Here is a 24,718-nt window from a genome sequence, read left to right on the forward strand (position 1 = left end):
CGGCGCCCCGGCACCCCCTCGGCGCCCGGCTCCCCCTCGGCGCCCCGGCACCCCCTCGGCGCCCGGACCGCGTGCCCCGGCGGAGGGTCAGTTCGGCGGTGCCGGCCGGATCGCGTGCTGTACGAAGCGGGTCGCCGTCTCCGCCAGTACCTCCCGGCCGTCCCGGGACCACAGGGCCTCGTTGAAGAGTTCGACCTCGATGGGGCCGGTGTAGCCGGCCGCCTCCACGTGGCCCTTCCACTCGCGCATGTCGATCGCGCCGTCGCCGATCTGGCCGCGGCCGTTGAGGACGCCCTCCGGCAGCGGGGTGGTCCAGTCGGCGAGCTGGAAGGTGTGGATGCGGCCGCCGGCGCCCGCGCGGGCGATCTGCTCGGGGGCCCGGTCGTCCCACCAGATGTGGTACGTGTCGACCGTGACGCCGACCTGGTGGGCCGGGAAGCGTTCCGCGAGGTCGAGCGCCTGGGCGAGCGTGGAGACCACGCAGCGGTCCGAGGCGAACATCGGGTGGAGCGGTTCGATGGCCAGCCGTACGCCGTGCGACTCGGCGTACGGGCCCAGCTCCGCCAGCGCATCCGCGATCCGCTCCCGCGCGCCGTGCAGGTCCTTCGAGCCGGCCGGGAGGCCGCCCGGGACCAGGACCAGGGTGTCCGTGCCGAGGGTGGCCGCCTCGTCGATGGCGCGGCGGTTGTCGGCCAGGGCGGCGGCGCGTTCGTCGGGGTCGGCGGCCGTGAAGAAGCCTCCGCGGCACAGCGTGGTGACCGTCAGGCCCGCGTCGCGGACCAGTTTCGCGGTCGCCTCGACGCCGTAGGACCGCACCGGCTCGCGCCACAGGCCGACGCCCGGGACGCCCAGTTCGCGGCAGGCGCCGACGAGTTCGGGCAGCGAGAGCTGCCTGACGGTCATCTGGTTGACGGAGAAGCGTTCGAGGCCGGTGCTCACTGGTCCACCCCGTACAGCGACAGCAGGTTCCTCACCCGTTCCTCGGCCAGCTTCGGGTCGGGGAACAGGCCCAGTCCGTCGGCGAGTTCGTAGGCACGGGCGAGGTGCGGCAGGGAGCGGGCCGACTGCAGGCCGCCGACCATGGTGAAGTGGGACTGGTGGCCGGCCAGCCAGGCGAGGAGGACCACGCCCGTCTTGTAGAAGCGGGTCGGCGCCCGGAAGAGGTGGCGGGAGAGCTCGACGGTCGGGTCGAGCAGTCCGCGGAAGCCGGCGGTGTCCCCGGTGTCGAGCACCCGTACCGCCTGCGCCGCCAGCGGGCCCAGCGGGTCGAAGATGCCGAGCAGGGCGTGGCTGAAGCCCTGCTCGTCGCCCGCGATCAGCTCCGGGTAGTCGAAGTCGTCGCCGGTGTAGCAGCGCACGCCCTGCGGCAGGCGGCGGCGCAGGCCGATCTCGCGCCGCGCGTCCAGCAGGGAGACCTTGATGCCGTCGACCTTGTCCGGGTGGGCGGCGATGACCTCCAGGAAGGTGGCGGTGGCCGCGTCGAGGTCGGACGAGCCCCAGTAGCCCTCCAGCGCCGGGTCGAACACCGGGCCCAGCCAGTGCAGGATCACCGGTTCGGCGGACTGGCGCAGCAGGTGGCCGTAGACCTCCAGGTAGTCCTCGGGGCCGGAGGCGGCCGCCGCGAGGGCGCGGGAGGCCATCAGGACGGCCTGCGCGCCGGACTCCTCCACGACGGCGAGCTGCTCCTCGTAGGCCGCCCGGACCTCGGCGAGGGAGCCGGCGGTGAGCTGGTCGGTGCCGACGCCGCAGGCGATGCGGCCGCCGACGGCCTTCGCCTCGGCCGCCGAGCGGCGGACCAGTTCGGCCGCGCCCGCCCAGTCCAGGCCCATGCCGCGCTGGGCGGTGTCCATGGCCTCGGCGACGCCCAGCCCGTGCGACCACAGGTGGCGGCGGAAGGCGAGGGTGGCGTCCCAGTCCACGGCGGCGGGCGAGTCGGGGGACACGTCGGCGTACGGGTCGGCGACGACGTGCGCGGCGGAGAAGACCGTACGGGAGGCGAAGGGCGCGCCGGGGGTGACGGCGACGGGTTCGGGGCGGGGTTCGTAGGCGCGCAGGGCGCCCGTGGCGTCGGGGAGCCGGACGGTCACAGGGAGACCTCCGGTACCTCGATGCGGCGGCCCTCGGCCGACGACTTCAGGCCCAGCTCGGCGAGCTGGACGCCGCGGGCGCCGGCGAGCAGGTCCCAGCGGTAGGGGGCGCCGGTGTGGACGTGCCGGAGGAACAGCTCCCACTGGGCCTTGAAGCCGTTGTCGAACTCGTCGTTGTCGGGGATCTCCTGCCACTGGTCGCGGAAGGAGCAGGTGGCGGGGATGTCCGGGTTCCACACCGGCTTCGGGGTCAGACTCCGGTGCTGGACACGGCAGTTGCGCAGGCCGGCGACGGCCGAGCCCTCGGTGCCGTCGACCTGGAACTCGACGAGTTCGTCGCGGTCGACGCGGACCGCCCAGGAGGAGTTGATCTGCGCGATAGCGCCGCCGTCGAGTTCGAAGACGCCGTAGGCGGCGTCGTCGGCGGTGGCGTCGTAGGGCTTGCCGTTCTCGTCCCAGCGCTGCGGGATGTGGGTGGTGGCCACGGCCTGCACGGACCTCACGCGGCCGAACAGCTCGTGCAGCACGTACTCCCAGTGCGGGAACATGTCGACGACGATGCCGCCGCCGTCCTCGGCGCGGTAGTTCCACGAGGGGCGCTGGGCGGCCTGCCAGTCGCCCTCGAACACCCAGTAGCCGAACTCGCCGCGCACCGACAGGACGCGGCCGAAGAAGCCGCCGTCGACGAGGCGCTTGAGCTTGAGCAGGCCCGGCAGGAACAGCTTGTCCTGTACGACGCCGTGCTTGATGCCCTTGGCGTGCGCGAGGCGGGCGAGTTCCAGGGCGCCGTCGAGGCCGGTCGCGGTCGGCTTCTCGGTGTAGACGTGCTTGCCGGCCGCGATCGCCTTCCTGATCGCCTCCTCGCGGGCGGAGGTGATCTGGGCGTCGAAGTAGATGTCCACGGACGGGTCGGCGAGGACCTCGTCGACGTCCGTGGAGAAGTGCGCCAGGCCGTGCCGTTCGGCGAGCGCGCGCAGCGCGTGCTCGCGGCGGCCGAGCAGCACCGGTTCCGGCCACAGCACGGTGCCGTCGCCGAGGTCGAGGCCGCCCTGGTCGCGGATGGCCAGGATGGAGCGGACCAGGTGCTGGCGGTGGCCCATGCGCCCGGTCACGCCGTTCATGGCGATACGCACCGTCTTGCGTGTCACGTTCGTTCCCTTCACAGCGTCGTACGCAGCTCGTACGTGGGTGTGCGCGCCGTGTGACGCCCCGATGGCGAGCGCAGCAGCAAGCGCTTTCTATCCGATGAGAAGCTAGCCTCTGACCAGTGGTCCGGACAAGACCGTGACCGCTGCTTCGAGTGTTCGGGCGAACGGACGAGCGGGGCTGCGGCTCCGGAGTCCGCTCGGACATGCCGTCACCTGCTCGGAACCGTGGCCGCCGGGCGGCCTGTCCACGAGGGCGCACGGCGAAGTACGGCGACGTGCTGCGAAGTACGGCGACGCCGCGAAGTACGGTGACGTGCTGCGAAGTACGGCGAGATGCGACGAGGTACGACGAGATGCGCGACCGGAGGACGACGAGATGACGGTGACCCTGGCGGACGTGGCGGCTCGCGCGCAGGTCTCCCCCGCGACGGTGTCGCGTGTGCTGAACGGCAACTACCCCGTCGCCGCCTCCACCCGCGAGCGGGTCCTGAAGGCGGTCGACGAGCTGGACTACGTGCTGAACGGTCCGGCGAGCGCGCTGGCCGCCGCCACGTCCGACCTGGTCGGCATCCTGGTCAACGACATCGCCGACCCGTTCTTCGGGATCATGGCGAGCGCCATCCAGTCGGAGATCGGCGGACCGGGCGGCCGGGCGGGCGGGGAGCGCCTCGCCGTGGTCTGCAACACCGGCGGGTCCCCGGAGCGCGAGCTGACGTACCTGACGCTGCTGCAGCGGCAGCGCGCGGCGGCGGTGGTGCTGACCGGCGGGGCGATGGAGAGCGAGCCGCACGCCGCGGCGGTGGCGGCCAAGCTGCGCAAGCTGACGGACGCGGGGACGCGGGTGGTGCTGTGCGGGCGGCCGCCGGCACCGGACACCGGCGCCATCGCGCTGACCTTCGACAACCGCGGCGGCTCGCAGGAACTGACCGAGCACCTGATCGGGCTCGGGCACCGGCGGCTCGGCTACATCGCCGGCCCGGAGGAGCGGACGACGACCCGGCACCGGCTGGAGGGCCACCGGGCCGCGCTGGCGGCCGCCGGGATCGAGGAGGACCCCGGCTGGACCGTGTACGGCCACTACGACCGGCGCTCCGGCTACGAGGCCACCCTCGAACTGCTGCGCCGGGACCCGTCCCTGACGGCGGTGGTGGCGGCGAACGACTCCGTCGCGCTGGGGGCGTGCGCGGCGCTGCGCGAGTCGGGACTGCGGATCCCGGCGGACGTGTCGGTCGCCGGATTCGACGATCTGCCGTTCAGCATCGACGCGGTGCCGGCCCTGACGACGGTGCGGCTGCCGCTCGCGGAGGCGGGGGCACGGGCCGGCCGCATCGCGATGGGCCGCGAGGAGCCCCCGCCCGGGGACATCGCGGCGATCCGGGGGGAGCTGATGGTGCGGGGGTCCTCCGGGGTGCCGCGGGCCTGACGGCGCCGGGGTCGTCGAGTGCACCGGCGCTCCTCGCGGCCGGGGCTGCCGCCCCCGGCCCCCGCGCCGGCCCTGAACGGGCCTTGTCCTCGAACGGGGCTTGTCCTTGAACGGGCGTGGTCCTTGAACGGCCTTGTCCTCGAACGCTGAACGGGCTGGTTCGACGCACCCGGCGTCGTCGCGACGGCGGGTCCGTTCCCGTCACCGATGGCTTTCCGGGCGCGGCGCGGTCTCTTCTGCTGTCATCGACCGGACGAGCCCCCGCTCGAGAACCCGAGGATCCAGGAGTGATTTCCCATGCGTGTCGTGGTCAGTGAGTTCATCAGTCTCGACGGTGTCGTGCAGGCGCCCGGCGGCCCGCAGGAGGACACCGACGGCGGGTTCGCGCACGGTGGCTGGTCGCACCCGTACTTCGATCCGGAGGTGATCGGCGGGGCGTTCACCAAGGGGCTGGAGAACGCGGAGGCGCTGCTGTACGGGCGGCGGACGTACCTGACGATGGCCGCGGCCTGGCCCGAGCGGGCGGGCGATCCCTTCGCCGACCGGCTCAACGCCCTGAAGAAGTACGTCGTCTCCGACACCCTCGGCGACGACGACCTGACCTGGAACAACACCGAGCGCATCCCCGGATCGCAGGCCGTCGCGCGGATCCGTGGGCTACGCGGGGCTCCCGGCGGGGACCTGGCGATGATGGGCAGCCCCACCCTGGTGCGCACGCTGATCGCCGAGGGCCTGGTCGACGAGCTCCAGCTGATCGTGATGCCGGTGCTGCTGGGCGGCGGCAAGTCCGTCTTCCCCACCGACGGCGCCAAACGGCCGTTCGAGCTGGTGTCGTCGGTCACCGGCGCCACCGGTGTGCAGGTGTGCGTCTTCCGGCCCGCCGCGGAGAGCTCGGAGGGCTAGGCCCTGTCGTTCGGATCAGGTCGGCTGTGAGGTGCGGTGCCTTGCGGCCGACCCGAGCGGGGTCTGGTGCGTGCAGCTGCAAGGCGGAGGAGGGAGCCGACGCGATGGGGGTCCCCCCGCGCGAGCGCGGCCGAGCGTGGGGGAGTCGGGGACCGACGACAACGCGGCAGACGCGCGGGCCAGGGCCCGCGACGCCGGGATGATCCGAACGACAGGGCCCAGGCGCGCCGAGTGCCGGGCGCAGCGGGCCGGCCCCCAGGGCCGGGCGCGAAGGCTTGAACGCGGCGGACCGGCCCGAGGGCTGGCAGCCCGGGTGCGGGTGTCCTACGCTCGAATCGACGGCATCTCTGACGGAGTCAACGATCCGGGGGCCGACGATCATGACCGTCCAGGACATCCGCGCCTTCAACCGCTTCTACACCAACGTCATCGGCGCCCTCGACTACAGCCGCCGGCTGTACGCGCCGTACACCCTCACCGAGTCCCGCGTGCTGTACGAGCTCGCCCACTCCCCGCGCACCGACGCGGCCGACCTGCGGGCCGAGCTGTCGCTGGACGCCGGGTACCTGAGCCGCATCCTGAACAAGTTCGAGCAGGACGGGCTGATCGAGCGCGCCCCCGCACGGCAGGACCCCCGGCGGCGCCACGTCACGCTCACCCCGCGCGGCCGGGAGACCGCCGCCCTGCTCGCGGAGCGGGCGAACGAGTCCGTCGGCGCGCTGCTGTCCACCGTGCCCGCCGCCGACCGGCCGCGCCTGGCCGAGGCGATGCTGACCGTCCGCGAGATCCTCTCCGAGGGCCGCACCCCGCGCCGCGAGGACGCCGTCCTGCGCGAGCCGGCCCCGGGCGACCTGGGCTGGATCGTGCAGCGCAACGCCGCCCTGTACGCCGCCGAGTACGGCTGGAACGCCGACTACGAGGGGCTCGTGGCCCGTATCGTCGCCGACTTCGCCGGGGACCACGACCCGCGCCTGGAGCGGGTGTGGATCGCCGAGCTCGACGGCAGGCCGGTCGGCTGCGTGATGTGCGTACGGGACGAGGCGCCCGCCACCGCACGGCTGCGGCTGCTGCTCGTCGAGCCCGAGGCGCGCGGGCTGGGCGTCGGCGACCGGCTGGTGGGGGCCGTCGTCGACTTCGCCCGCGGCGTCGGCTACCGCGAACTCGTCCTGTGGACCAACGACGTCCTCACCGCCGCCCGGCGCCTCTACCGGCGCCACGGCTTCGTCCTCGTGGCCGAGCGACCGCACCGCTCCTTCGGGAAAGACCTGGTCGGCCAGGACTGGCGGCTGGACCTGCACCCCGCCCCCGGGTGAGAGTGGTGACCATGCGACTGGCGTTCTCCACCCTCGGTGTCCCCGGCCTGCCGATCCCGGACGTGGTCCGGCTCGCGACCGCCCACGGCTTCCACGGCGTCGAGCTGCGCGCCCATCCGGAGGAACCGGTGCACCCCGGCCTCGGCTCCTCCGAACGGTCGGCGGTGGCCTCCGCGTTCAAGGCGGGAGGCGTCGAGATCCTGGGCCTGGCGGGGTACGCGCGGGTCGCCGCGCCCGGCGACGACGGTCCCGTGATCGACGAGCTGCGCGCCCTGTGCGACCTCGCCCGCGACCTCGGCGCCCCGTACGTCCGGGTCTTCCCCGGCGCGGACCCCGAGCAGACCACCGAGCGCGCCGACCGCGCGGCCGCCCGGCGCCTCGGCCTGGCCGCGGAGCACGCCGCCGACGTCGGCGTGCGCATCCTGCTGGAGACCCACGACTCGTACCGCACGGCCGCCGACGTCATCCGCGTACTCGGCCTGGTCGGCCACCGCAACGCGGGCGCGCTCTGGGACGTCATGCACACCTGGCTGGGCGGCGAGCAGCCGGCCGAGACGTACCCCGCCCTCGCCCCGTACCTCGGATACGTGCAGGTCAAGGACATCGCCTCGGCCGACGACACCACCCCGCTGCCGCTGGGCGCCGGAATCCTCCCGCTCGCCGAGTGCGTGGAGGTCCTCTCCCGGCACAACTGGGACGGCTGGCTGTGCTGGGAGTACGAGAAGCGGTGGTACGAGCAGGCGGCGCCGCTGCCCGAGCTGCTGGACGCGGGGCGGGAGCATCTGGCCCGCCTGCTCAACGAATCGGCGTGAGGCCGGCGGCGGGACCGTACGGCTACGAGGACGACGCCGCCGGGCGGGCCAGCAGCGGCACCGTGGGGTCCAGGCACCAGGCCAGCACGGACGGCCAGGAGCCGTAACCGGCGTCCATGTCGAGGTGGCCGGCGCCCGGCAGGATGTCGGTGGGGATGCCGTACGGCTCGCCGAAGACCTCGCGCGCGCCCTCCGGGCAGTACGGGTCGTCGTCGCCGGCGATCAGGCGGGTGGGCGTGGGCAGGCCGAAGCCCGGCGGCGGCGGGGCGAACCCGGCGATCTCCGGGTGCCGCGCCAGCACCGAGGCGGACGGCGGGGCCACCAGCAGGACCCGGTCGGCCGCGCCGGGCCGCACGATCCCGCGGGAGGCCGCGTGCAGCCACAGCACGGCGGAGGCGCTGTGCGCGAGGACCACGCGCTCGGGCCCTTCGAGACCGTCCAGGTGCCGGGCCAGTTCGGTGAGCCAGACCTCCAGGTCGGGGTCGTCGGGGTCGGGCAGCTGCGGGTAGGTGACGTGGTGGCCGAGTTCGGTGAGCCGGTCGGCGAGCCAGTGCTGCCAGTGCCCCTCGGGGCGGTGGTTCTGCCAGCCGTGCAGGATGAGGTACGCGGTCATGGACGCGATCGTTTCCGATCACCGGGTGCCGGTCCAGTCGATCTTCCGCACCGTCCGCCGGCCGAAGACCCGCGCCCAGGCGGACTCGCCGCCCGCACGCCCGCACGCGCAGTATGGCCCGGAACGGGGGCGTGCCGGTGCGCCCCGCCTCACCGTCTCTCCCCCCGCCACCTGGTCCACCGTTCCTCGGCGGCGTTCGCGGAGAACAGGGCGCCGACCGCCCCCTGTTACCGCCGCGCGGCCATGACATCCTGTACCGCCACAGGACATTACGGAATGCCGGGCGACAGACGACAAGACGGGCGCGCCGGCGGTAACGGGGACGAACGATGAAGTTCTGCTTTCTGGTGGAGGAGCAGTATCGCCGCGACGGCATGCCCAACGAGGTGATCCATCAGCTGACCGCCTGGGGACACGAGGTGGACGTGTTGCGCCCCGGCGGCTCCCTGCTGCGCCTGACGGAGGCCGTGCAGACGAGCACGCATGACGCATGGGTGCTCAAGACGGTCTCCGGCGGTCCGGGCCTCACCCTTCTCGAGGCGGCGGCCTCGGCCGGTCTGGCGACGATCAACAACGCCCGGGCGATACGCGGCGTGCGGGACAAGGCGCTGGCCGGCGCCATCGGCCTCAACTGCGGGCTGCCGGTGCCCGCGACCTACGCGGCCGCGCGGCCCGAACTGCTGCTGGAGATACCGGATTCGGAGTATCCGATCGTGGTCAAGCCCGCCGACGGCAGCGCGGGCCGGGCCGTGCACCTGGTGTCCTCCCCGGGCCGGCTCGCCGAGATGCTCCCCGAGCTGGCGGGAGAGGGCATGCTCGTCGCCCAGCCGTACGTGCCCAACTCCGGCGTGGACATCAAGGTGTACAGCGTCGGCGACGAGTTGTACGCCACCGAGCGCCGCTCCCCGCTCCACCCCGACCATGCGGTACGGGAGCGCCGGGTGCCGCTGTCGGCGGAGATCGCCGCGATCGCCGCTCAGGTCGGCGTGGTCTACGGCCTCGATCTGTACGGTGTGGACGTGGTCCTGGGGCCGGACGGCCCCGTGGTCGTCGACGTGAACGACTTCCCCAGCTTCCGCCAGGTCCCTGAAGCGCCGGCCCGCCTGGCGAGAGCCGTCCTCGCCCTGGCGACCGGCGCGGGCGGGGTGACCGCGGCCGCGCCGGCCGCCGCGGCGCTCGGCGTGGCCGCGCGGCCACCGCTCGGCGTCGTTCCGGTCCCCATGACGGCGGGCGAGACGGCGTGAGAATCGGCCTGATCACGCCTGACCCCGGCCACCCGCTGCTGGCCCTCACCACGGCCCTGCTCGCGCCCGGCCACCAGGTGGAGGTGCTGGATCCGCGCGCGGCGCTGCCCGCCCCCGGACCTCTCGCCGACGTCTACCTGCTGAAGGCACGTACGCCGTCCGCCCTCGCCCTCGCCCGGCTTCTGGAGCAGCGTGGCTCCCGCGTGATCAACTCGGCCGCGGCGACCGCGCTGTGCCAGGACCGCACGTCCATGGCCGCGCTGGCCCTGAGTGCCGGTCTCCCCTTCGCCGGCACTCGCACCTTCACCACCCTGGCCCGACTGGCGTCCGGGCCGGCGCTGTCCGGACCCGCGGTGGTCAAGAGCCGCCACAGCCGCCGGCACGACGTGGTGGCCCGCGTCGACACCCCCGCGCAGCTTCACGACTTGGCCGCCGCCCACCCGGACGAGCCGGTCGTGGTGCAGGACTTCGCCCCCAACGACGGCTGGGACCACAAGCTCTGGGCGATCGGCGACCGGCTCTTCGCCGGCCTGCGCCGCTCCGAACTCTCCCCCCAGGGACGCGGCCCCACACGAGCGCTCCACCTCGACGACCTGCCGCCCGGATGGCCGGCCCTGGTGCGCCGCGTCGGAGAGGTGTTCTCCCTCGACGTGTACGGCGTCGACATCGTCGACCGCGGCGACGGCGCCCCGCTGATCGTGGACATCAACGCCTTCCCCGGCATCCGCGGCCAGTCGGGCGCCCCCGAGGCCCTGGCAGCCCTGGCCCTGTCCCGGGCCGCCTGACCCCGGCCTCCGGCGTCCGCGCTCGGCCGGTCAGGGCCTGGGCGCCCGTGCCGCGAAGCGCGCCACCCGCTGCTCCAGCCGCGCCCGGCAGGCCGGCCATTCCTCCGCCGTGATCGAGAAGATCGCGGTGTCGCGCAGCCGGTCCTCCTCGCCCGGGGTCCAGGAGCGGGACCAGTTGCGCAGGACGCCCTCGAAGCGGGCGCCGACGCTCTCGATGGCCGCCCGGGAGCGGCTGTTGCGGGCGTCGGTCTTCAGGTCGACCCGGGACACTCCCCACTCCTCGAAGGCGTGGCGGAACAGCAGGAGTTTGGCCTCGGCGTTGATGCCGGTGCCCTGGGCGGAGCGGGCGAGCCAGGTGAAGCCGATCTCCACGGCGTCCAGCCGGTCGTCGGACCGCCAGCAGCGCGGGTCCCAGTACGAGGTGGCGCCGACCGCCCGTCCGGTCGCGGCCGACACCTGCGCGTACGGCGCCAGCCGTCCCGTCGACGCGCGCTCCAGCTGCGCGTCGACGTACGCGCCGGCCTCCTCGGCCCGCGGCACCCAGGTGAAGGAGTACGTCCCCCGTTCCTCCTCCGCCGCCACCGCCAGATCGGCGGCGTGCCGGTGCTCCAGCGGCTCCAGGCGCACCGACGCGCCCTCCAGAAGCGGTCCCCGCAGCCTGTAGCTCAACAGCCGATGTCCCTTCGCAGTTCCGCGAACGCCTCGTGGAAGCCCGGGAAAGTCTTGCGCACGCATCCGGGGTCGTCGAACGAAATACCGGGCGTCCGCAGGCCGGTGACCGCGAAGGACATGACGACGCGGTGGTCGCCGTGGGTCTTGATCCGCGCGGCGGCGGGGGTGCCGGGGTGGATCTCGATCCAGTCGGGGCCGGTGGACACGCCGATGCCCAGCCGCCGCAGGTTCTCCGCGCAGGCGTCCAGCCGGTCGCACTCCTTCACCCGCGTGTTCGCCACGTCCTCGATGCGCACCGGGCCGGAGGCGAAGGGGGCGATCGCCGCGAGCGTCGGCATGGTGTCGGAGATGTCCCGCATGGCGACCGTCAGGCCGCGCAGGGTGCCGGTTCCCCGGACCGTCGTGCCCTCGGCGCCGACGTTGACGTCCGCGCCCATGCGGCGCAGCACGTCCACGAAGCCCAGGTCGCCCTGGAGCGCGCCCGCGCCCAGGCCGGGGACCGTCACCTCGGCGCCCGGCGTCAGCGCCGCCGCCGCGAAGAAGTAGCTCGCGGTGGACGCGTCCGGCTCGATCGGGTAGGTCGTGGCCCGGTAGCCGCCCGGCGGGACCAGGAACACGTCCCCTTCCCGCGCCACCTCCACGCCGAACGCCCGCATCATCGCCAGCGTGATCTCCACGTACGGCGCCGAGACCAGGTCCGTGACCGTGATGCGCAGGCCGGTGCGGGTCAGCGGGCCGAGCAGCAGCAGGGCGGTGAGGTACTGCGAGGACTGTCCGGCGTCCAGTGTCACCTCGCCGCCCTCGACGCCGACCGCCCGCACCGTCAGCGGGTGGTGGCCCTCCGCCTCCTCGTGCCGCAGGTCCACGCCGAGGTCGCGCAGGGCGCGGGTGAGCGGGCCCAGGGGGCGGCGGCGCATCTGGGGCGAGGCGTCGAAGCGGTACGTGCCGTGCCCTGCTGCGACCAGCGCGGGCAGGAAGCGGGCCGTCGTCGCGCCGTCCCGGCAGTAGACGTCCGCCTCGGTGACGGCCGGGCCCTGCGGGCGGCCGTCCACCTGCCAGGCGTCGGGGGTGCGGCCGACGCGGTAGCCGAGCCGTACCAGACCCTCGGCGAAGCCCTCGGTGTCGTCCGAGCGCAGGGGCCGTACGAGGGTGGTGACGCCGTCGGCCGCGGCGGCCAGGAACAGGGCGCGGGCGGTGATGGACTTGGAACCGGGGATGGCGACTGCGGGCATGCCTCATGATCGGCCGTCCGCCGCCTCCGACGCCGGGACGTCCACGGGATGGACGGCAACGGCAGCCCCGGACGGACGGGCCCGGATGTCCCGTCGGTCCCAGCGCCACCGGCTTCCACAGATCAGTCGGTGAGCGGGAACCGTTCGGCGCACTTTCCCTTGACTGGCAGAAACTTCCCGGATATTGCTGGCTCTTCGGAAGTTTCCTTCAGCGGATCACCTCCGGAAGGAGCGCACGTGCCCTCCAGACGTACCGTCCTGGCCGCCACGGCAGGCGTCGCCGCCACCCTCGCCCTCGGCGACACCGCGCACGCCGACGACAGCAAGCCCGACGACAGCGAGCTCCGTTCCCTCGTCTCCCGCATGACCCTCGAGGAGAAGGTCGGCCAGCTCTTCGTGATGCGGGTCTACGGCCACTCCGCCACCGCGCCCGACCAGGCCGACATCGACGCCAACCTCAAGGAGATCGGCGTCCGCACCGCCGCCGAGCTGATCGAGAAGTACCGGGTCGGCGGCATCATCTACTTCACCTGGGCGCACAACACCCGCGACCCGCACCAGATCGCCGGTCTCTCCGACGGCATCCAGCGGGCGTCCCTCGGCCTGCCGCGCGGACTGCCCGTGCTGATCAGCACCGACCAGGAACACGGCATCGTCTGCCGCGTCGGCAAGCCCGCCACCCTCTTCCCGGGCGCGATGGCGATGGGCGCGGGCGGCTCACGCGGCGACGCCCGCACGCTCGGCCGGATCTCCGGCGCGGAGCTGCGCGCCATGGGCATCCGGCAGGACTACTCCCCCGTCGCCGACGTGAACGTCAACCCGGCCAACCCGGTCATCGGCGTCCGCTCCCTCGGCGCCGACCCGGACGCGGTGGCCGGCCTGGTCGCCGCGGAGGTCGGCGGCTACCAGGCCTCGTCGGTCGCGGCGACCGCCAAGCACTTCCCGGGCCACGGCGACACGGCCGTCGACAGCCACTACGGCTTCCCCGTGATCACGCACAGCCGCGAGGTGTGGGAGAAGCTGGACGCGGTGCCGTTCCGGGCCGCGATCCGCGCGGGCATCGCCTCGATCATGACCGCGCACATCCAGTTCCCCGCCCTCGACGACTCCGGCGACCCGGCGACCCTCTCCCACCCGATCGTCACCGGCATCCTGCGCGGGGAACTGGGCTACGACGGCGTGGTGGTCACCGACTCGCTGGGCATGGAGGGCGTGCGCACCAAGTACGGCGACGACCGCGTCCCCGTCCTCGCCCTGAAGGCGGGCGTGGACCAGCTCCTCAACCCGCCCTCCCTGGACGTCGCCTGGCACGCCGTGCTGAACGCCGTCCGCGCCGGCGAGCTCACCGAGGCACGGCTGGACGAGTCGGTCCTGCGGATCCTGCGGCTGAAGGCGAAGCTGCGGCTGTTCGACGAGCCGTACGTCGGCCAGGCCGGCGTCGACCGGGCCGTCGGCACCCCGGCCCATCTGGCGGCGGCCGACCGCATCGCCGGGCGGACCACCACCCTCCTGGTCAACGAGGGCGGCCTGCTGCCGCTGTCCCGCAGCACGCACCGGAAGCTCCTCGTCGTGGGCGCCGACCCGGCCTCCCCGTCCGGCACGACGGGACCGCCGACCGGCGTGCTCGCCGCCGCGCTCACCGAACTGGGCTTCACCGCCACCGCCCTGTCCACCGGCACCGCGCCGTCCACCGCGACCGTCGCCAAGGCGGTCGCCGCCGCCCAGGACGCGGACGCGGTGGTCGTCGGCACGTACAACGTCACGGCGACGAGCCCGCAGAAGACGCTGGTCGAGCAACTGCTGGCGACCGGACGGCCGGTGGTGGCGGTCGCCGTCCGCAATCCCTACGACGTGGCCCAACTGCCGTCCGTGCCAGGCTTCCTGGCGGCGTACTCCTGGACCGACGTCGAACTGCGGGCGGCGGCACGGGTGATCGCCGGGAAGACCGACCCGCGCGGGCGGCTGCCGGTGCCGGTGCAACGGGCGGACGACCCGGCGCGGGTGCTCTACCCGATCGGCTACGGCCTGTCGTACTAGCCACCCGTTTCACACCATCGGGGGGCCGTGCCTACAGCGACGGCCTCCCGTCGGCGTACGGCCTCCCGTCGGCGCACGGCCTCTTCCGCCTGCCGCTGCTCCGGGGTGAGTCCGGCGCGTCGCTGGGCTTCCTCGGTCACTTGGCGGACGAGGAGTTGCTGGACCAGACGTTCGTGGGTGAGTGGCGGAGGGCCGGGTCAGATGTCCCTGAGGAAGGCCTCGGCCCGGCGGCGGAAGGACTCAGGGGCGGCGGACCAGACCGGGGTGCGCATCATCTCGCGCAGTTTGACCGCCTTCACCTCTCGGGGGGCGTCCTTGCGCAGGCCGAGGTGCGGCCACAGCTGATCCAGGTCGTCGTGGGGAAGGTCCCAGGAAACTCCGATCCCTGGTGCGGCGGAGCCGGGCGGTGGGGGCGCGACGTGGACCTCGTCGGCGGTGGCGGCGGGAGTGATCTCGACGAGCGAGAGGCCCAGCCGTTCGACGGCGTCGCGGAGCAGCACCCGGTGACCTTCGACGGTTCCGGCGGAGGGCGGTTCCCCGTCGAAGAACAGGGCGAGCACCCAGCCGGACTCGCCGGTTCGGGCGAGGTCCAGGACGAGGCGGGTGCCCGTGTCGTCGGTGAAGGAGCGGTGCGCGAGGCTCTTCGCGGCCCCGGGCCCTTCTGCGCGGGGGGTCTCTTCGAGCCGGAGCGTGCCGATCAGCCGCCGTAGCTGGTCGGAGGACAGCTCTCCCTGGGAGAGCACCCGGAGGGCGGGCCAGAGCATGAAGGATTTTCCCTTTCCGATGTCCTCGGGCTACGAACAGGTGCAACCGGCGGCGCCGACGGCGCTGTACGTGCGGTTGAGGGGCGAACCGTCGGTGGGCTGCGCCCGGCCGGTGTGATCGCGGTGATCGACGGCCGGGCGCAGCCCACGGGTCACGGACGCGGACGCGTCACGGACACGGCCTACGCGTCACGGGCGCAGCGCGGGCTCGCGCTCCACGTCCCGGACGTCCAACTTCCGGTCGTACGCAGCCAGCGGCTTCGCGCGGGCCACCGCGGCGTCGGACAGCCCGGCCCACTCCAGGATCCGGGCCGTGGCGAGCGCGTTCTGGTCGGGGACCAGGCCCGCGATGTTCGCGCCGTGGTTCAGGCCGGGCGCGGTGAAGACGTAGGAGTCGTGCGCGCCCTTGCCCAGGCGGAACCGCTCGGCGCCCCACGGGTCGTTCTGCCCGTAGACGAAGAGCATGTGGTCGGCGTTGTGCCGCACCCAGGTGTCGACGTCCCGCATGGCCCACGGCTGGAACTTCATCGGGATGTCCCGCGGCACGAAGTTCCGCGGCGGCTGGTAGCCGTAGCGGATGTACTGCTTCTCGATGTGCGGGAAGTTGATCGTCGGCGCGCCGAGCTGGGTGCCGGCCTGGTAGTAGTACGGCGTGTACGGCGTCAGGCCCTGGTCGGTGTAGGCGGAGAACCCGGAGATCGTGTCGACGGAGTCCCAGATCTCGTCGTCGGTCGCCGACTTGGCGTCCGCCGGGACGGTGTCGCAGTCCGACAGCAGGCTGTACTGCCAGAAGCCCCACACGTAGTCCAGGACGACCGCCTCGTAGGCCCGGTCCAGGCTGCCGATGACGTCGAAGGTGTAGCCGTTGTCGGCCGCGTAGGTCGCGTACTTCTTCTCCAGCGGCTCCCGCCGCACCAGCGCCTCGCGCTGCACGCCGTTCAGCCGGTCCCGGCACTCCTTGGTGCCGACGGTGGCGAAGAAGCGGTCGTAGGCCGAGTCCTCTTCGTTGACGACGTCGTTGGGGGCGACGTACGCGACCACTCCGTCCATGTCCCTGGGGTAGAAGCGCTCGTAGTAGGTGGCGGTCATGCCGCCCTTGGAGCCGCCGGTGGAAATCCAGTTGTGGGTGTAGATCTTCTTCAGCGCCTTGAAGATGCGGTGCTGGTCACTGGCGGCCTGCCAGATGTCCAGGTCGCTCCAGTCCGCCGGGGCGGGCCGGGACGGGGTGAAGAAGCGGTACTCCATGGAGACCTGGTTGCCGTCCACGATCCGGGTGGGTTCGCGGCGACCGGGATTGGTGGAGACGTTGTAGCCGCCGGTGTAGAAGACCGTCGGCCGGCTGACGTCCTTGTGCAGCACGGTGATCCGCTGCTGGAACGTGCCCTTGGACGGGTCCCGGTGGTCCACCGGCTGGGTGTAGTTCAGGACGAAGAAGCGGTAGCCGGTGTAGGGCTTCTCCTGGATCAGGCTCATCCCCGGTATGGAGAGCAGCTGTTCCTCGATGTCCGTGGTGCCGGTGGCGTCCGGCTCGGCGGCGGTGGCCGCCGTGGCCGTGCTGAGCGTACCGATGAACACGGTGAACGCCAGCAGCCATCTGAGCGCCTTGCGCATGCACCCTCCCCTGTGATTACAGATGTCGCCGGAAGCTAGCAACGCAACCGGCGCACGCACCAGGGGAGTTCAGGAACTCGTTGTAATAAACCTATGGTTCAGCAAAGAATCCAGCCGGAGCTGACCGAACCGCCGCCCACCGAGCCCTTGATCCGCACGCACCGGTGCCCGGCGTGCACCGTCACCGGTCCGGCGTGGTGGGAGTACTGGCCCTTGTCGACGACGGGACGGTTGCCGCGCGCCTGCACGCTGACCGACATGGACCGCCTCGAACCGTCGGAGCGCTCGGGGAAGGTGACGGCGCAGACGTAGCCGTCCCGCTTGTAGACGCGCACCACGCCGGTGGAGAACGGCAGTTCCCTGACCTTGCGGCCCGCGCAGTGGTCGGCGGCCTGCGCCTCGCCGGGCGCGGCGAGGGCGAGCAGCCCGGACGCGGTCAGCAGGGCCGCGCCGAGCGCGAGCCGCCTGCGTATCGCACCACTGTCCACCTTCGCCCTCCCCGTGCAGCCGTCGATGAGCCGTGCAGCCGTCGATGAGCCGTGCAGCCGTCAATGAGCGTACGGGTGTACGGACGCACGGCGTACGGCGGATGGTTGCGCGGCCGGACAGCCGCGCGGTGCCCCGGGGCCCCGCAGTGCCCCGCAGTGCCCCGCAGCCCCGGCCGTCAGCGGGCCGCGCCGACGGTCTCCTCCGTGTCCGGCTCCCCGATGAACGTCCGCCACAGCGCGGCGTACCGCCCGCCGCGGGCGAGCAGTTCGTCGTGGGTGCCGTCCTCGGCGACCCGGCCGTGGTCCATGACCACGACCCGGTCCGCGCGGGCCGCCGTGGTCAGCCGGTGGGCTACCACGAGGGTGGTGCGGCGGCCGGCGAGACGGTCGGTCGCCTGGTTGACCTGTGCCTCGGTGGCCAGGTCGAGAGCGGCCGTCGCCTCGTCGAGGAGGAGGATGTCGGGGTCGACGAGTTCGGCGCGGGCGAGCGCGATCAGCTGGCGCTGGCCCGCGGACAGGTTGCGGCCGCGCTCGGCGACCTCGTGCAGGTAGCCGCCGTCCAGCGTGGCGATCATCTCGTGCGCGCCGACCGCGCGGGCCGCCGCCTCGACCTCGGCGTCGGTGGCGCCGGGACGGCCGTAGGCGATGGCGTCGCGGACGGTGCCCGGGAAGAGGTAGGCCTCCTGCGGGACGACGCCCAGCCGGTGCCGGTACGACGTCAGGTCCAGGGACCGCAGGTCGGTGCCGTCGACCGTGACCCGGCCGCCCGTCGGGTCGTAGAAGCGGGCGACCAGCTTCACCAGGGTGGACTTGCCGGCGCCGGTCTCGCCGACGAACGCGACGGTCTGCCCGGCCGGGATGCGCAGGTCGACGCCGCTGAGGGCCTCCTCGTCGGCGCCGTAGGCGAAGTGGACGTCCTCGAAGGCGATCTCGCCGCGCAGGGAGCGCACCTCGCGGGGGGCGTCGGCGGTCTTCGTGGAGGTCGGCTCCTGGAGGAGTTCCTGGATGCGGCCCAGCGAGACGGTGGCCTGCTGGTAGCCGTCGAAGACCTGGGAGAGCTGCTGGACGGGCGCGAAGAACAGGTCGATGTAGAGCAGGTAGGCGACCAGCGCGCCGGTGGTGAGCGTGGCGTCGTCGACCCGGCCGGCGCCCGCGATCAGCACGGCGGCCGCGGCGACGGAGGACAGGAACTGGACGAACGGGAAGTAGACCGAGATCAGCCACTGGCCGCGGATGCGGGCCCTGCGGTAGCTGTCGCTGCGCTCGGCGAACCGCCGCCCGCCGTCCCTCTCGCGCCGGAAGGCCTGCACGATCCTCAGCCCGGACACCGACTCCTGGAGGTCGGCGTTGACCACGGACACCCGCTCGCGGGCGAGCTCGTACGCCTTCACGCTCGCCCGGCGGAAGAAGAACGTGGCGACGAACAGCGGCGGCAGCGTCGCGAACACGACCAGCGCCAGCTGCACGTCGATCACCAGCAGGGCGGCCATGATGCCGAAGAAGGTGACCACCGACACGAACGCGGTGACCAGGCCCGTCTGCAGGAACGTCGACAACGCGTCGACGTCCGTCGTCATCCGGGTCATGATGCGGCCGGTCAGCTCACGCTCGTAGTAGTCGAGCCCGAGCCGCTGGAGCTGCGCGAAGATCTTCAGCCGCAGCGCGTACAGGACCCGCTCGCCGGTGCGTCCGGTCATCCGGGTCTCGCCGACCTGCGCCGCCCACTGCACCGCGACCGTGCCCAGACCCAGCAGGGACGCCGCCCAGACCGCGCCGATGGCCATCGCCGTGACGCCCTGGTCGATGCCGTGCCGGATCAGCACCGGCAGCAGCAGCCCCGCCCCGGCGTCGACGGCCACCAGGCCCAGGCTGACCAGCAGCGGCAGCCCGAAGCCCCGCAGCAGCCTGCGCAGCCCGTACGACTCCTCCGGCAGCACCGCCCGCGCCTCGTCGACGTCGGGGGTGTCGTTCGCCGGGGGCAGCGCCTCGACCTGCGCCAGCAGTTCGGGCGTGGCCGGCATCCCGGCCAGCGCCGCGTCCTTGGGCTCGCGGTCGCCGGTCCACAGCCGTGGCGTCACCCCGCGCTCGGCGTCGAACTCGGCGTCCAGTTCGTCCCTGACCGAGGTGTCCTCGGCGGGCTCGGCGGCCCGGGCGTGGCCGGGCGAGACGCCGCCCAGCTCGTCGGGGTCGGTGAGCAGGCGGCGGTAGAGCGCCGAGCGCTCCTGGAGTTCCTCGTGGGTGCCGATGTCGGCGAGCCGGCCGCCGTCGAGGACGGCGATGCGGTCGGCGAGGTTCAGGGTGGAGCGGCGGTGGGCGATCAGCAGGGTCGTACGGCCCTCCATGACGTGCCGGAGCGCCTCGTGGATCTCGTGCTCGACGCGGGCGTCCACGGCGGAGGTGGCGTCGTCCAGGACGAGCAGGCGCGGGTCGGTGAGGATCGCGCGGGCCAGGGCGACGCGCTGGCGCTGGCCGCCGGAGAGGGTCAGGCCGTGCTCGCCGACCTTGGTGGCGTAGCCGTCGGGCAGCTCGCGGATGAAGCGGTCGGCCTGGGCGGCGCGGGCGGCGGCCTCGATCTGCTCGTCGGTGGCGTCGGGACGGCCGTAGGCGATGTTGTCGCGGACCGTCTCGGAGAAGAGGAAGGAGTCCTCGGGCACCAGGCCGATCGAGGCCCGCAGCGAGTCGAGGGTGAGCTCGCGGACGTCGTGGCCGCCGACCAGGACGGCGCCGTGGGTGACGTCGTAGAAGCGCGGCAGCAGCAGGGAGACGGTGGACTTGCCGGAGCCGGAGGAGCCGACGACGGCGAGGGTCTCGCCGGCGCGGATCTCGAAGCTGAGCCCTTCGAGGACGGGCCGCTGCCGGTCATAGCCGAAGGACACGTCGTCGAACTCGACGGTCGCCGGCGCGTCGGCGGGCAGCTCCCTGGTGCCGTCGGTGAGCGACGGCTCGGTGTCGATCAGCTCCAGGACGCGCTCGGTGCCCGCCCGGGCCTGCTGCCCGACGGTGAGGACCATGGCGAGCATGCGGACCGGGCCGACGAGCTGGGCGAGGTAGGTGGAGAAGGCGACGAAGGTGCCGAGCGTGATGTGCCCGCGCACGGCCAGCCAGCCGCCGAGCGCCAGCATGGCGACCTGGCCGAGGGCGGGCACGGCCTGCAGGGCGGGGGTGTAGGTGGCGTTCAGCCGGATGGTGCGCAGCCGTCCGGCGAACAGCCGCCGCCCGACCTCCCGCAGCTTGCCGGTCTCCTGCTCCTCCTGCCCGAACCCCTTCACCACGCGTACGCCGCTGACGGCGCCGTCGACGACGCCCGCCACGGCGGCGGCCTGGGCCTGCGCGTACCAGGTGGCCGGGTGCAGCCGGGAGCGGCTGCGCCGGGCGATCCACCACAGCGCGGGCGCCACGGCGAGCGCGACCAGCGTCAGCGGCGGCGACAGCCACGCCATGATCACCAGGGAGATCAGGAACAGCAGGACGTTCCCGATGGTCATCGGCAGCATGAACAGCAGGCCCTGGATCAGCTGGAGGTCGCTGGTGGCGCGGCCGACGACCTGCCCGGTCGACAGCTCGTCCTGGCGGCGGCCGTCGAGCCGGGTGATCGTGTCGAACATCGCCGTACGCAGGTCGTGCTGGACGTCGAGGGCGAGCCGGCCGCCGTAGTAGCGGCGGACGTAGGTCGCGGCGTACACGAGCAGCGCGGCGCCGATCAGGGCGCCCGCCCAGGGTGCCATCCGCCGGGTGTGACCGGCGATCACGTCGTCGATGATCACCTTGGTGATCAGCGGGACCGTCGCCATGACCGCCATGCCGGCGAGCGAGGAGCCGAGGGCCAGGACGACGTCCTTCGGATACCGCCACGCGTATCCGGCCAGTCGCCGTGCCCATCCCCGATGCTCGCTCACGCGGGTGCCTCCCGTTCGTCCTGGTCTGCCGGAAGGCACCAACACCGAAGGAAGCGGATTTCATCCCTCCGCTACGATCGGGCTCACCGCGGGTCGGCCGGGTGGAGGGCCTTGCCCTGCACGGCGGGACCGGCGACGGCGGGACCGGTGGTCACGGGACCGGCGACGGCGGGTCCGGTGGCCACGGGACCGGTGGCCACGGGACCGGCGGTCACGGGACCGGCGGCGGCCGGTCCGGCGGCGGTCGGGCAGCCGGCCGCCGCCAGGGCCGCGGTGAGGGTGGCGAGTGCGGTTCTGGGCGCATGGACGTCACCGCAGGACGGGCCGGTGACGGACGGAGGGCGGAGAAGCGTCAACTGGCGGCGAGATCCCGGTGGATGACCTTGGCGACGCCCTGGATGGTGGTGACGCCGTAGCTCATGGTGCTGTTGCCGTGCGTGAGCACCGTGATCATGTAGTCGTGGCCGCCGCCGTTGAAGGTGCCGACGCTGTGCACCCGCCAGCCGTGCGTGGAGCGCTGCAGCCAGCCGTTCTTGACGTGCACGGACACGGTGGACGGGGCGCCGTACGGGGTGCCCCAGCGCTGCGAGGAGATGACCTGGCCCATCAGCTTCAGGATGTAGGCGCGGGCGTTGTCACTGAGGACCGTGTTCTTCGCGGTGAGGAGCTTCAGCAGCTTCTGCTCGTCGGTCACGGTGATCTGGGTCAGGCCCCAGTGGCCGTACGGGTCCGGCTTGGTCTGGGTCATGCCGGCCGCGGCGAGGAAGCCCTTGATCTTCGTCAGGCCAAGCTGCTTCCACAGCGTGGTGGCCGCGGTGTTGTCCGACTTGGTGATCATGGCCTTGGCGAGGGACGCCTCGCGGTCGGTCAGGTAGCGGTTGTGCTTCTTCGCGTCCCACAGGAGCGTGGCGAGGATGGTCACCTTCACGACGCTGGCGGAGTCGTAGGCGTAGCCGGAGCGCAGGGTGCAGGTCGTCTTGGTGGAGCGGTCGTAGAGGCCGACGGCGATGGTGCCCTTGCGGTTGGCGAGGGCGGCGGTGATGTCCTTCTGGAGCTTCGTGGCGAGTCCGGCCTTGGCGGACGCGCAGCTGACGGTGGGTGTGGTGGCAGCGGCGGCGGGGGTCACCGCGACGGTCGCCGGTATGAGCACCGCGGCGCCGAGCGCGGCGGTGAGCGCGCCGGCTCGTCTGGAGTTGAGGTGAGTCATACCCAGTTGACTCACGAGGCCGCGCCGATGGTTGTGCCCGGGCCCCGATGGATCCGGGCCGGGGGCCGGATCGTGACCGGGGGCCGGATCGGGGCCGTGGCTGCCGCGGAGACGTGCGCCCCGGGTCTCCGCGATCCGCGGCGCGTCGGTCAGCGCGGCGCGTGTCTCGGCCGACGGGCAGCGGAGTCGGCGGAGAGCCGACTCGCCTGAAGTCGTGGTGGATTGCCGGTTCCGGTCATGTGATTGACATGTTCGATTCATTTACAGGACCGCGTGTCCATGTCACGCTCCCTCTGCCGCCTTCGTTCAACCCGCGTAGATGGGACCCCACACATGCCGGCGACACGCATACGCCGCTGGAAGTCGGTGGCGCTGGCCACCGCCACCGTCCTGGTGGGCCTCAGCGCCCCGGCCCTGACGGCCACCCCGGCCGCCGCCACGACCACCGCGTACGACTCGACGTACTACAAGAACGCGGTCGGCAAGTCGGGCACCGGCCTGAAGTCCGCGCTGCACACCATCACCAGCAGCCAGACCAAGCTGTCGTACTCGGCGCTCTGGGAAGCCCTGAAGAACACCGACCAGGACCCGAACAACAGCGGCAACGTGATCCTGCTGTACTCGGGCATCTCCCGCAGCAAGTCCCTCAACGGCGGGAACACCGGCGACTGGAACCGCGAGCACGTGTGGGCGATCTCGCACGGCAACCTGACCACCTCCACCGGTCCGGGCACCGACCTGCACCACATCCGCCCCGAGGACGTGGCCGTGAACTCCAAGCGCGGCAACCTGGACTTCGACGAGGGCGGCAGCACCTTCACCAACTCCGGCGGCAGCAAGGTCGACTCCGACTCCTTCGAGCCGCGTGACGCCGTCAAGGGCGACGTGGCCCGCATGATCCTCTACATGGCCGTCCGCTACGAGGGCGACGACGGTTTCGCCGACCTGGAGCCCGACGACAAGGTCGGCAACGGCTCGACGCCGTACATCGGCAAGCTCTCGGTGCTGAAGACCTGGAACGACCAGGACCCGCCGGACGCCTTCGAGGAGCGCCGCAACCAGGTCATCTACGACACCTACCAGCACAACCGCAACCCCTTCATCGACCACCCGGAGTGGGTCGACGCGATCTGGTAGACCGCAGCGCTGTCCCAGCGCCCCCGGCGTCACGCGCCGCCGAGGACGACGACCTGCCCCTCCACCGCGTCAGGGGCTGAGGAGCTGCCGGAACTGCCTGTCGAACTCCCTCGGGTCTTTGCTCAGCGACGCCTTGACCATTGCGGTGAACTCGTCGACGACGACCTCGACCGCGCCGGCCTCGACACCGTCGAGGGCGGCGCGTGCGACATCGGCCGGGGGCATCTTGGGTACGTCGTAGCCCTTCATCATGTCGGTGTCGGCCGCCCCGAGGTGTACGGAGGTGACGAGGGTCCCCTGCCCGGCCAGTTCCTGGCGCAGCGCGCTGCTCATGCTCCAGACCGCGGCCTTGGAGACCGCGTAGGCGCTGCTGCCGGGAAAGACGAACCAGGACGCCGAGGAGGCGATGTTCATGATGGCGCCTCCGCCGTTCCTCGCCAGGACCGGGGCGAAGGCGCGGACCATGGACAGCGTTCCCCAGAAGTTGACGTCCATGGTGGCGTGGACACCGGCGAGGTCGCCGAGCAGGGCCGCGCCGCCGATGCCGGCGTTGTTGACGAGCAGGTCGACGTCGCCGGCGGCCTGCGCGGCGGCGGCGACGCCGCCTGGGTCGGTGATGTCGAGGCCGAGGATCTCCACGCCGTCGAGGCCGATGGATTCCGGCCTCCGCGCGGTCGCGTAGACCTTCGCCCCCCGCTCGACGAGCTGGGCTGCCAGGTGGAGGCCGATGCCGCGGTTGGCTCCGGTGACGAGCGCTGTGGCTCCGCTGATGTTCATACGCGTACGCTAGAACCTCACGTCGGCGTGAGGTTCAAGTCCGGCCGGCCGGGAGGCACGATGCGCATCGGGAAGGTCGCCGCACGCGCGGGGGTCAGCGTTCGCGCCCTGCGCTACTACGAGGAGCAGGGACTCGTCGTTCCTGCCCGCGGCTCCGGGGACCAACGGCAGTACTCCGAGTCCGACGTCGAGCGGGTGAGGTTCATCCAGCTCCTGTACTCGGCCGGACTGCCCAGCAAGGCGATCCTGCACATCCTGCCGTTCATGGACACCCTGGTCGCAACACCGGAGATGACCCGGCGACTCACGGATGAGCGTGACCGCATCCAGGCCCGGATCCATGACTTGACCCGGGCACGGGAGCGGCTCGACGAGCTGATCCGCCTCTCCGCCGACTACACGGCGTCCTCACCGGCGCAGTGCGCGCCGCGAGCGGACGCCACTCCCGACGGGCCGGAAACAGCTGCCCGAGCGGTCGAGCGGTCCGATCGCGACACCGCTGAGCGGTACCGCGGCAGGCTCTCGACGGCACCGTCGGCCCCATGACCCGGCCGGGGCCGCCGTCGGGC

Annotated in this window: 22 protein-coding genes; 9 read left to right on the forward strand and 13 right to left on the reverse strand. The window is 72.6% G+C overall.

Translation table 11 applies throughout. The features are described from left to right. Positions 1-87: 87 nt before the first annotated feature. Genes VKA29_RS05195 through VKA29_RS05205 form a run of 3 tightly spaced genes read right to left on the reverse strand, consistent with a single transcriptional unit; the run spans position 88 to position 3,235 of the window. On the reverse strand, positions 88-903 hold the full coding sequence (locus VKA29_RS05195) for a sugar phosphate isomerase/epimerase family protein (protein WP_324784208.1): 816 nt from the start codon (positions 901-903) through the stop codon (positions 88-90). Between the two features lie 32 nt (positions 904-935). Beyond that, a complete protein-coding gene (locus tag VKA29_RS05200; protein ID WP_324783981.1) occupies positions 936-2,087 on the reverse strand; it encodes a dihydrodipicolinate synthase family protein in 1,152 nt (383 codons plus the stop codon). Beyond that, a complete protein-coding gene (locus tag VKA29_RS05205; protein WP_324783982.1) occupies positions 2,084-3,235 on the reverse strand; it encodes a Gfo/Idh/MocA family oxidoreductase in 1,152 nt (383 codons plus the stop codon). The genes VKA29_RS05200 and VKA29_RS05205 overlap by 4 nt, the downstream gene beginning before the upstream one ends. A gap of 376 nt (positions 3,236-3,611) precedes the next feature. On the opposite strand from VKA29_RS05205, the gene VKA29_RS05210 reads away from it, so the two are divergent. The 4 genes from VKA29_RS05210 to VKA29_RS05225 all read left to right on the forward strand — a co-directional run bounded on the left by VKA29_RS05210 (position 3,612) and on the right by VKA29_RS05225 (position 7,686). Then, positions 3,612-4,658, forward strand: coding sequence for a LacI family DNA-binding transcriptional regulator (locus VKA29_RS05210; RefSeq protein ID WP_324783983.1), 1,047 nt, complete (start codon positions 3,612-3,614; stop codon positions 4,656-4,658). Between the two features lie 297 nt (positions 4,659-4,955). Further along, complete coding sequence (locus VKA29_RS05215) at positions 4,956-5,561, forward strand: dihydrofolate reductase family protein (protein ID WP_324783984.1); 606 nt, start codon at positions 4,956-4,958, stop codon at positions 5,559-5,561. 380 nt (positions 5,562-5,941) lie between these two features. After that, a complete protein-coding gene (locus VKA29_RS05220) occupies positions 5,942-6,874 on the forward strand; it encodes a helix-turn-helix domain-containing GNAT family N-acetyltransferase (RefSeq protein ID WP_324783985.1) in 933 nt (310 codons plus the stop codon). Positions 6,875-6,885: 11 nt separating this feature from the next. Next, positions 6,886-7,686 carry a sugar phosphate isomerase/epimerase family protein gene (locus VKA29_RS05225; RefSeq protein ID WP_324784209.1) on the forward strand — a complete coding sequence of 267 codons (801 nt, stop codon included), beginning with the start codon at positions 6,886-6,888 and terminating at the stop codon, positions 7,684-7,686. 22 nt (positions 7,687-7,708) lie between these two features. Here the strand turns inward: VKA29_RS05225 and VKA29_RS05230 are convergent, their stop codons facing one another. After that, positions 7,709-8,299, reverse strand: coding sequence for an RBBP9/YdeN family alpha/beta hydrolase (locus VKA29_RS05230; protein WP_324783986.1), 591 nt, complete (start codon positions 8,297-8,299; stop codon positions 7,709-7,711). A 329-nt stretch (positions 8,300-8,628) separates the two neighbouring features. Between VKA29_RS05230 and VKA29_RS05235 the strand changes: the two genes are divergently transcribed. Continuing rightward, positions 8,629-9,543: a hypothetical protein gene (locus VKA29_RS05235; protein ID WP_324783987.1), complete on the forward strand. Its 915-nt coding sequence runs from the start codon at positions 8,629-8,631 to the stop codon at positions 9,541-9,543. Next, positions 9,540-10,328 (forward strand): alpha-L-glutamate ligase, encoded by a 789-nt coding sequence (locus VKA29_RS05240; RefSeq protein ID WP_324783988.1) that lies wholly within the window; start codon positions 9,540-9,542, stop codon positions 10,326-10,328. The genes VKA29_RS05235 and VKA29_RS05240 overlap by 4 nt, the downstream gene beginning before the upstream one ends. Positions 10,329-10,358: 30 nt before the next feature. On the opposite strand, the gene VKA29_RS05245 is transcribed toward VKA29_RS05240, so the two are convergent. Beyond that, positions 10,359-10,997 (reverse strand): GNAT family protein, encoded by a 639-nt coding sequence (locus VKA29_RS05245; RefSeq protein ID WP_324783989.1) that lies wholly within the window; start codon positions 10,995-10,997, stop codon positions 10,359-10,361. Next, complete coding sequence (gene aroA, locus VKA29_RS05250) at positions 10,994-12,232, reverse strand: 3-phosphoshikimate 1-carboxyvinyltransferase (RefSeq protein WP_324783990.1); 1,239 nt, start codon at positions 12,230-12,232, stop codon at positions 10,994-10,996. The genes VKA29_RS05245 and aroA overlap by 4 nt, the downstream gene beginning before the upstream one ends. A gap of 237 nt (positions 12,233-12,469) precedes the next feature. On the opposite strand from aroA, the gene VKA29_RS05255 reads away from it, so the two are divergent. Then, positions 12,470-14,269 (forward strand): glycoside hydrolase family 3 protein, encoded by a 1,800-nt coding sequence (locus VKA29_RS05255; RefSeq protein ID WP_324783991.1) that lies wholly within the window; start codon positions 12,470-12,472, stop codon positions 14,267-14,269. A 197-nt stretch (positions 14,270-14,466) separates the two neighbouring features. On the opposite strand, the gene VKA29_RS05260 is transcribed toward VKA29_RS05255, so the two are convergent. The 6 genes from VKA29_RS05260 to VKA29_RS05285 form a co-directional block, all read right to left on the reverse strand. Further along, positions 14,467-15,033, reverse strand: a complete 567-nt coding sequence (locus VKA29_RS05260) for a hypothetical protein (RefSeq protein ID WP_324783992.1) — start codon at positions 15,031-15,033, stop codon at positions 14,467-14,469. A 189-nt stretch (positions 15,034-15,222) separates the two neighbouring features. Beyond that, positions 15,223-16,644, reverse strand: a complete 1,422-nt coding sequence (locus tag VKA29_RS05265; protein WP_324783993.1) for a S28 family serine protease — start codon at positions 16,642-16,644, stop codon at positions 15,223-15,225. A gap of 98 nt (positions 16,645-16,742) precedes the next feature. Beyond that, on the reverse strand, positions 16,743-17,132 hold the full coding sequence (locus tag VKA29_RS05270; protein WP_324783994.1) for a hypothetical protein: 390 nt from the start codon (positions 17,130-17,132) through the stop codon (positions 16,743-16,745). A gap of 176 nt (positions 17,133-17,308) precedes the next feature. After that, positions 17,309-21,028 (reverse strand): ABC transporter ATP-binding protein, encoded by a 3,720-nt coding sequence (locus VKA29_RS05275; RefSeq protein WP_324783995.1) that lies wholly within the window; start codon positions 21,026-21,028, stop codon positions 17,309-17,311. Between the two features lie 83 nt (positions 21,029-21,111). Beyond that, positions 21,112-21,384 (reverse strand): hypothetical protein, encoded by a 273-nt coding sequence (locus VKA29_RS05280; protein ID WP_324783996.1) that lies wholly within the window; start codon positions 21,382-21,384, stop codon positions 21,112-21,114. Further along, complete coding sequence (locus VKA29_RS05285) at positions 21,381-22,235, reverse strand: serine hydrolase (RefSeq protein WP_324784210.1); 855 nt, start codon at positions 22,233-22,235, stop codon at positions 21,381-21,383. Before VKA29_RS05285 ends, VKA29_RS05280 begins: the two co-directional genes overlap by 4 nt. 333 nt (positions 22,236-22,568) lie before the next feature. On the opposite strand from VKA29_RS05285, the gene VKA29_RS05290 reads away from it, so the two are divergent. Further along, entirely contained in the window at positions 22,569-23,372 is an 804-nt protein-coding gene (locus VKA29_RS05290; RefSeq protein ID WP_324783997.1) for an endonuclease I family protein, read from the forward strand. Positions 23,373-23,441: 69 nt separating this feature from the next. On the opposite strand, the gene VKA29_RS05295 is transcribed toward VKA29_RS05290, so the two are convergent. After that, positions 23,442-24,149, reverse strand: coding sequence for an SDR family oxidoreductase (locus VKA29_RS05295; RefSeq protein ID WP_324783998.1), 708 nt, complete (start codon positions 24,147-24,149; stop codon positions 23,442-23,444). A 60-nt stretch (positions 24,150-24,209) separates the two neighbouring features. On the opposite strand from VKA29_RS05295, the gene VKA29_RS05300 reads away from it, so the two are divergent. After that, positions 24,210-24,695, forward strand: coding sequence for a MerR family transcriptional regulator (locus VKA29_RS05300; RefSeq protein ID WP_324783999.1), 486 nt, complete (start codon positions 24,210-24,212; stop codon positions 24,693-24,695). Positions 24,696-24,718: the final 23 nt, after the last annotated feature.

It is taken from the genome of Streptomyces sp. H51 (assembly GCF_035656535.1).
Lineage (GTDB): Bacteria > Actinomycetota > Actinomycetes > Streptomycetales > Streptomycetaceae > Streptomyces.

Bases quoted from the DNA above. Each gene is read 5' to 3' on its own strand.
- VKA29_RS05195 (WP_324784208.1), bottom strand. From the start codon at position 903: ATGACCGTCAGGCAGCTCTCGCTGCCCGAACTCGTCGGCGCCTGCCGC.
- VKA29_RS05210 (WP_324783983.1), top strand. From the start codon at position 3,612: ATGACGGTGACCCTGGCGGACGTGGCGGCTCGCGCGCAGGTCTCCCCC.
- VKA29_RS05215 (WP_324783984.1), top strand. From the start codon at position 4,956: ATGCGTGTCGTGGTCAGTGAGTTCATCAGTCTCGACGGTGTCGTGCAG.
- VKA29_RS05220 (WP_324783985.1), top strand. From the start codon at position 5,942: ATGACCGTCCAGGACATCCGCGCCTTCAACCGCTTCTACACCAACGTC.
- VKA29_RS05225 (WP_324784209.1), top strand. From the start codon at position 6,886: ATGCGACTGGCGTTCTCCACCCTCGGTGTCCCCGGCCTGCCGATCCCG.
- VKA29_RS05230 (WP_324783986.1), bottom strand. From the start codon at position 8,299: ATGACCGCGTACCTCATCCTGCACGGCTGGCAGAACCACCGCCCCGAG.
- VKA29_RS05235 (WP_324783987.1), top strand. From the start codon at position 8,629: ATGAAGTTCTGCTTTCTGGTGGAGGAGCAGTATCGCCGCGACGGCATG.
- aroA (WP_324783990.1), bottom strand. From the start codon at position 12,232: ATGCCCGCAGTCGCCATCCCCGGTTCCAAGTCCATCACCGCCCGCGCC.
- VKA29_RS05260 (WP_324783992.1), bottom strand. From the start codon at position 15,033: ATGCTCTGGCCCGCCCTCCGGGTGCTCTCCCAGGGAGAGCTGTCCTCC.
- VKA29_RS05265 (WP_324783993.1), bottom strand. From the start codon at position 16,644: ATGCGCAAGGCGCTCAGATGGCTGCTGGCGTTCACCGTGTTCATCGGT.
- VKA29_RS05285 (WP_324784210.1), bottom strand. From the start codon at position 22,235: ATGACTCACCTCAACTCCAGACGAGCCGGCGCGCTCACCGCCGCGCTC.
- VKA29_RS05290 (WP_324783997.1), top strand. From the start codon at position 22,569: ATGCCGGCGACACGCATACGCCGCTGGAAGTCGGTGGCGCTGGCCACC.
- VKA29_RS05295 (WP_324783998.1), bottom strand. From the start codon at position 24,149: ATGAACATCAGCGGAGCCACAGCGCTCGTCACCGGAGCCAACCGCGGC.
- VKA29_RS05300 (WP_324783999.1), top strand. From the start codon at position 24,210: ATGCGCATCGGGAAGGTCGCCGCACGCGCGGGGGTCAGCGTTCGCGCC.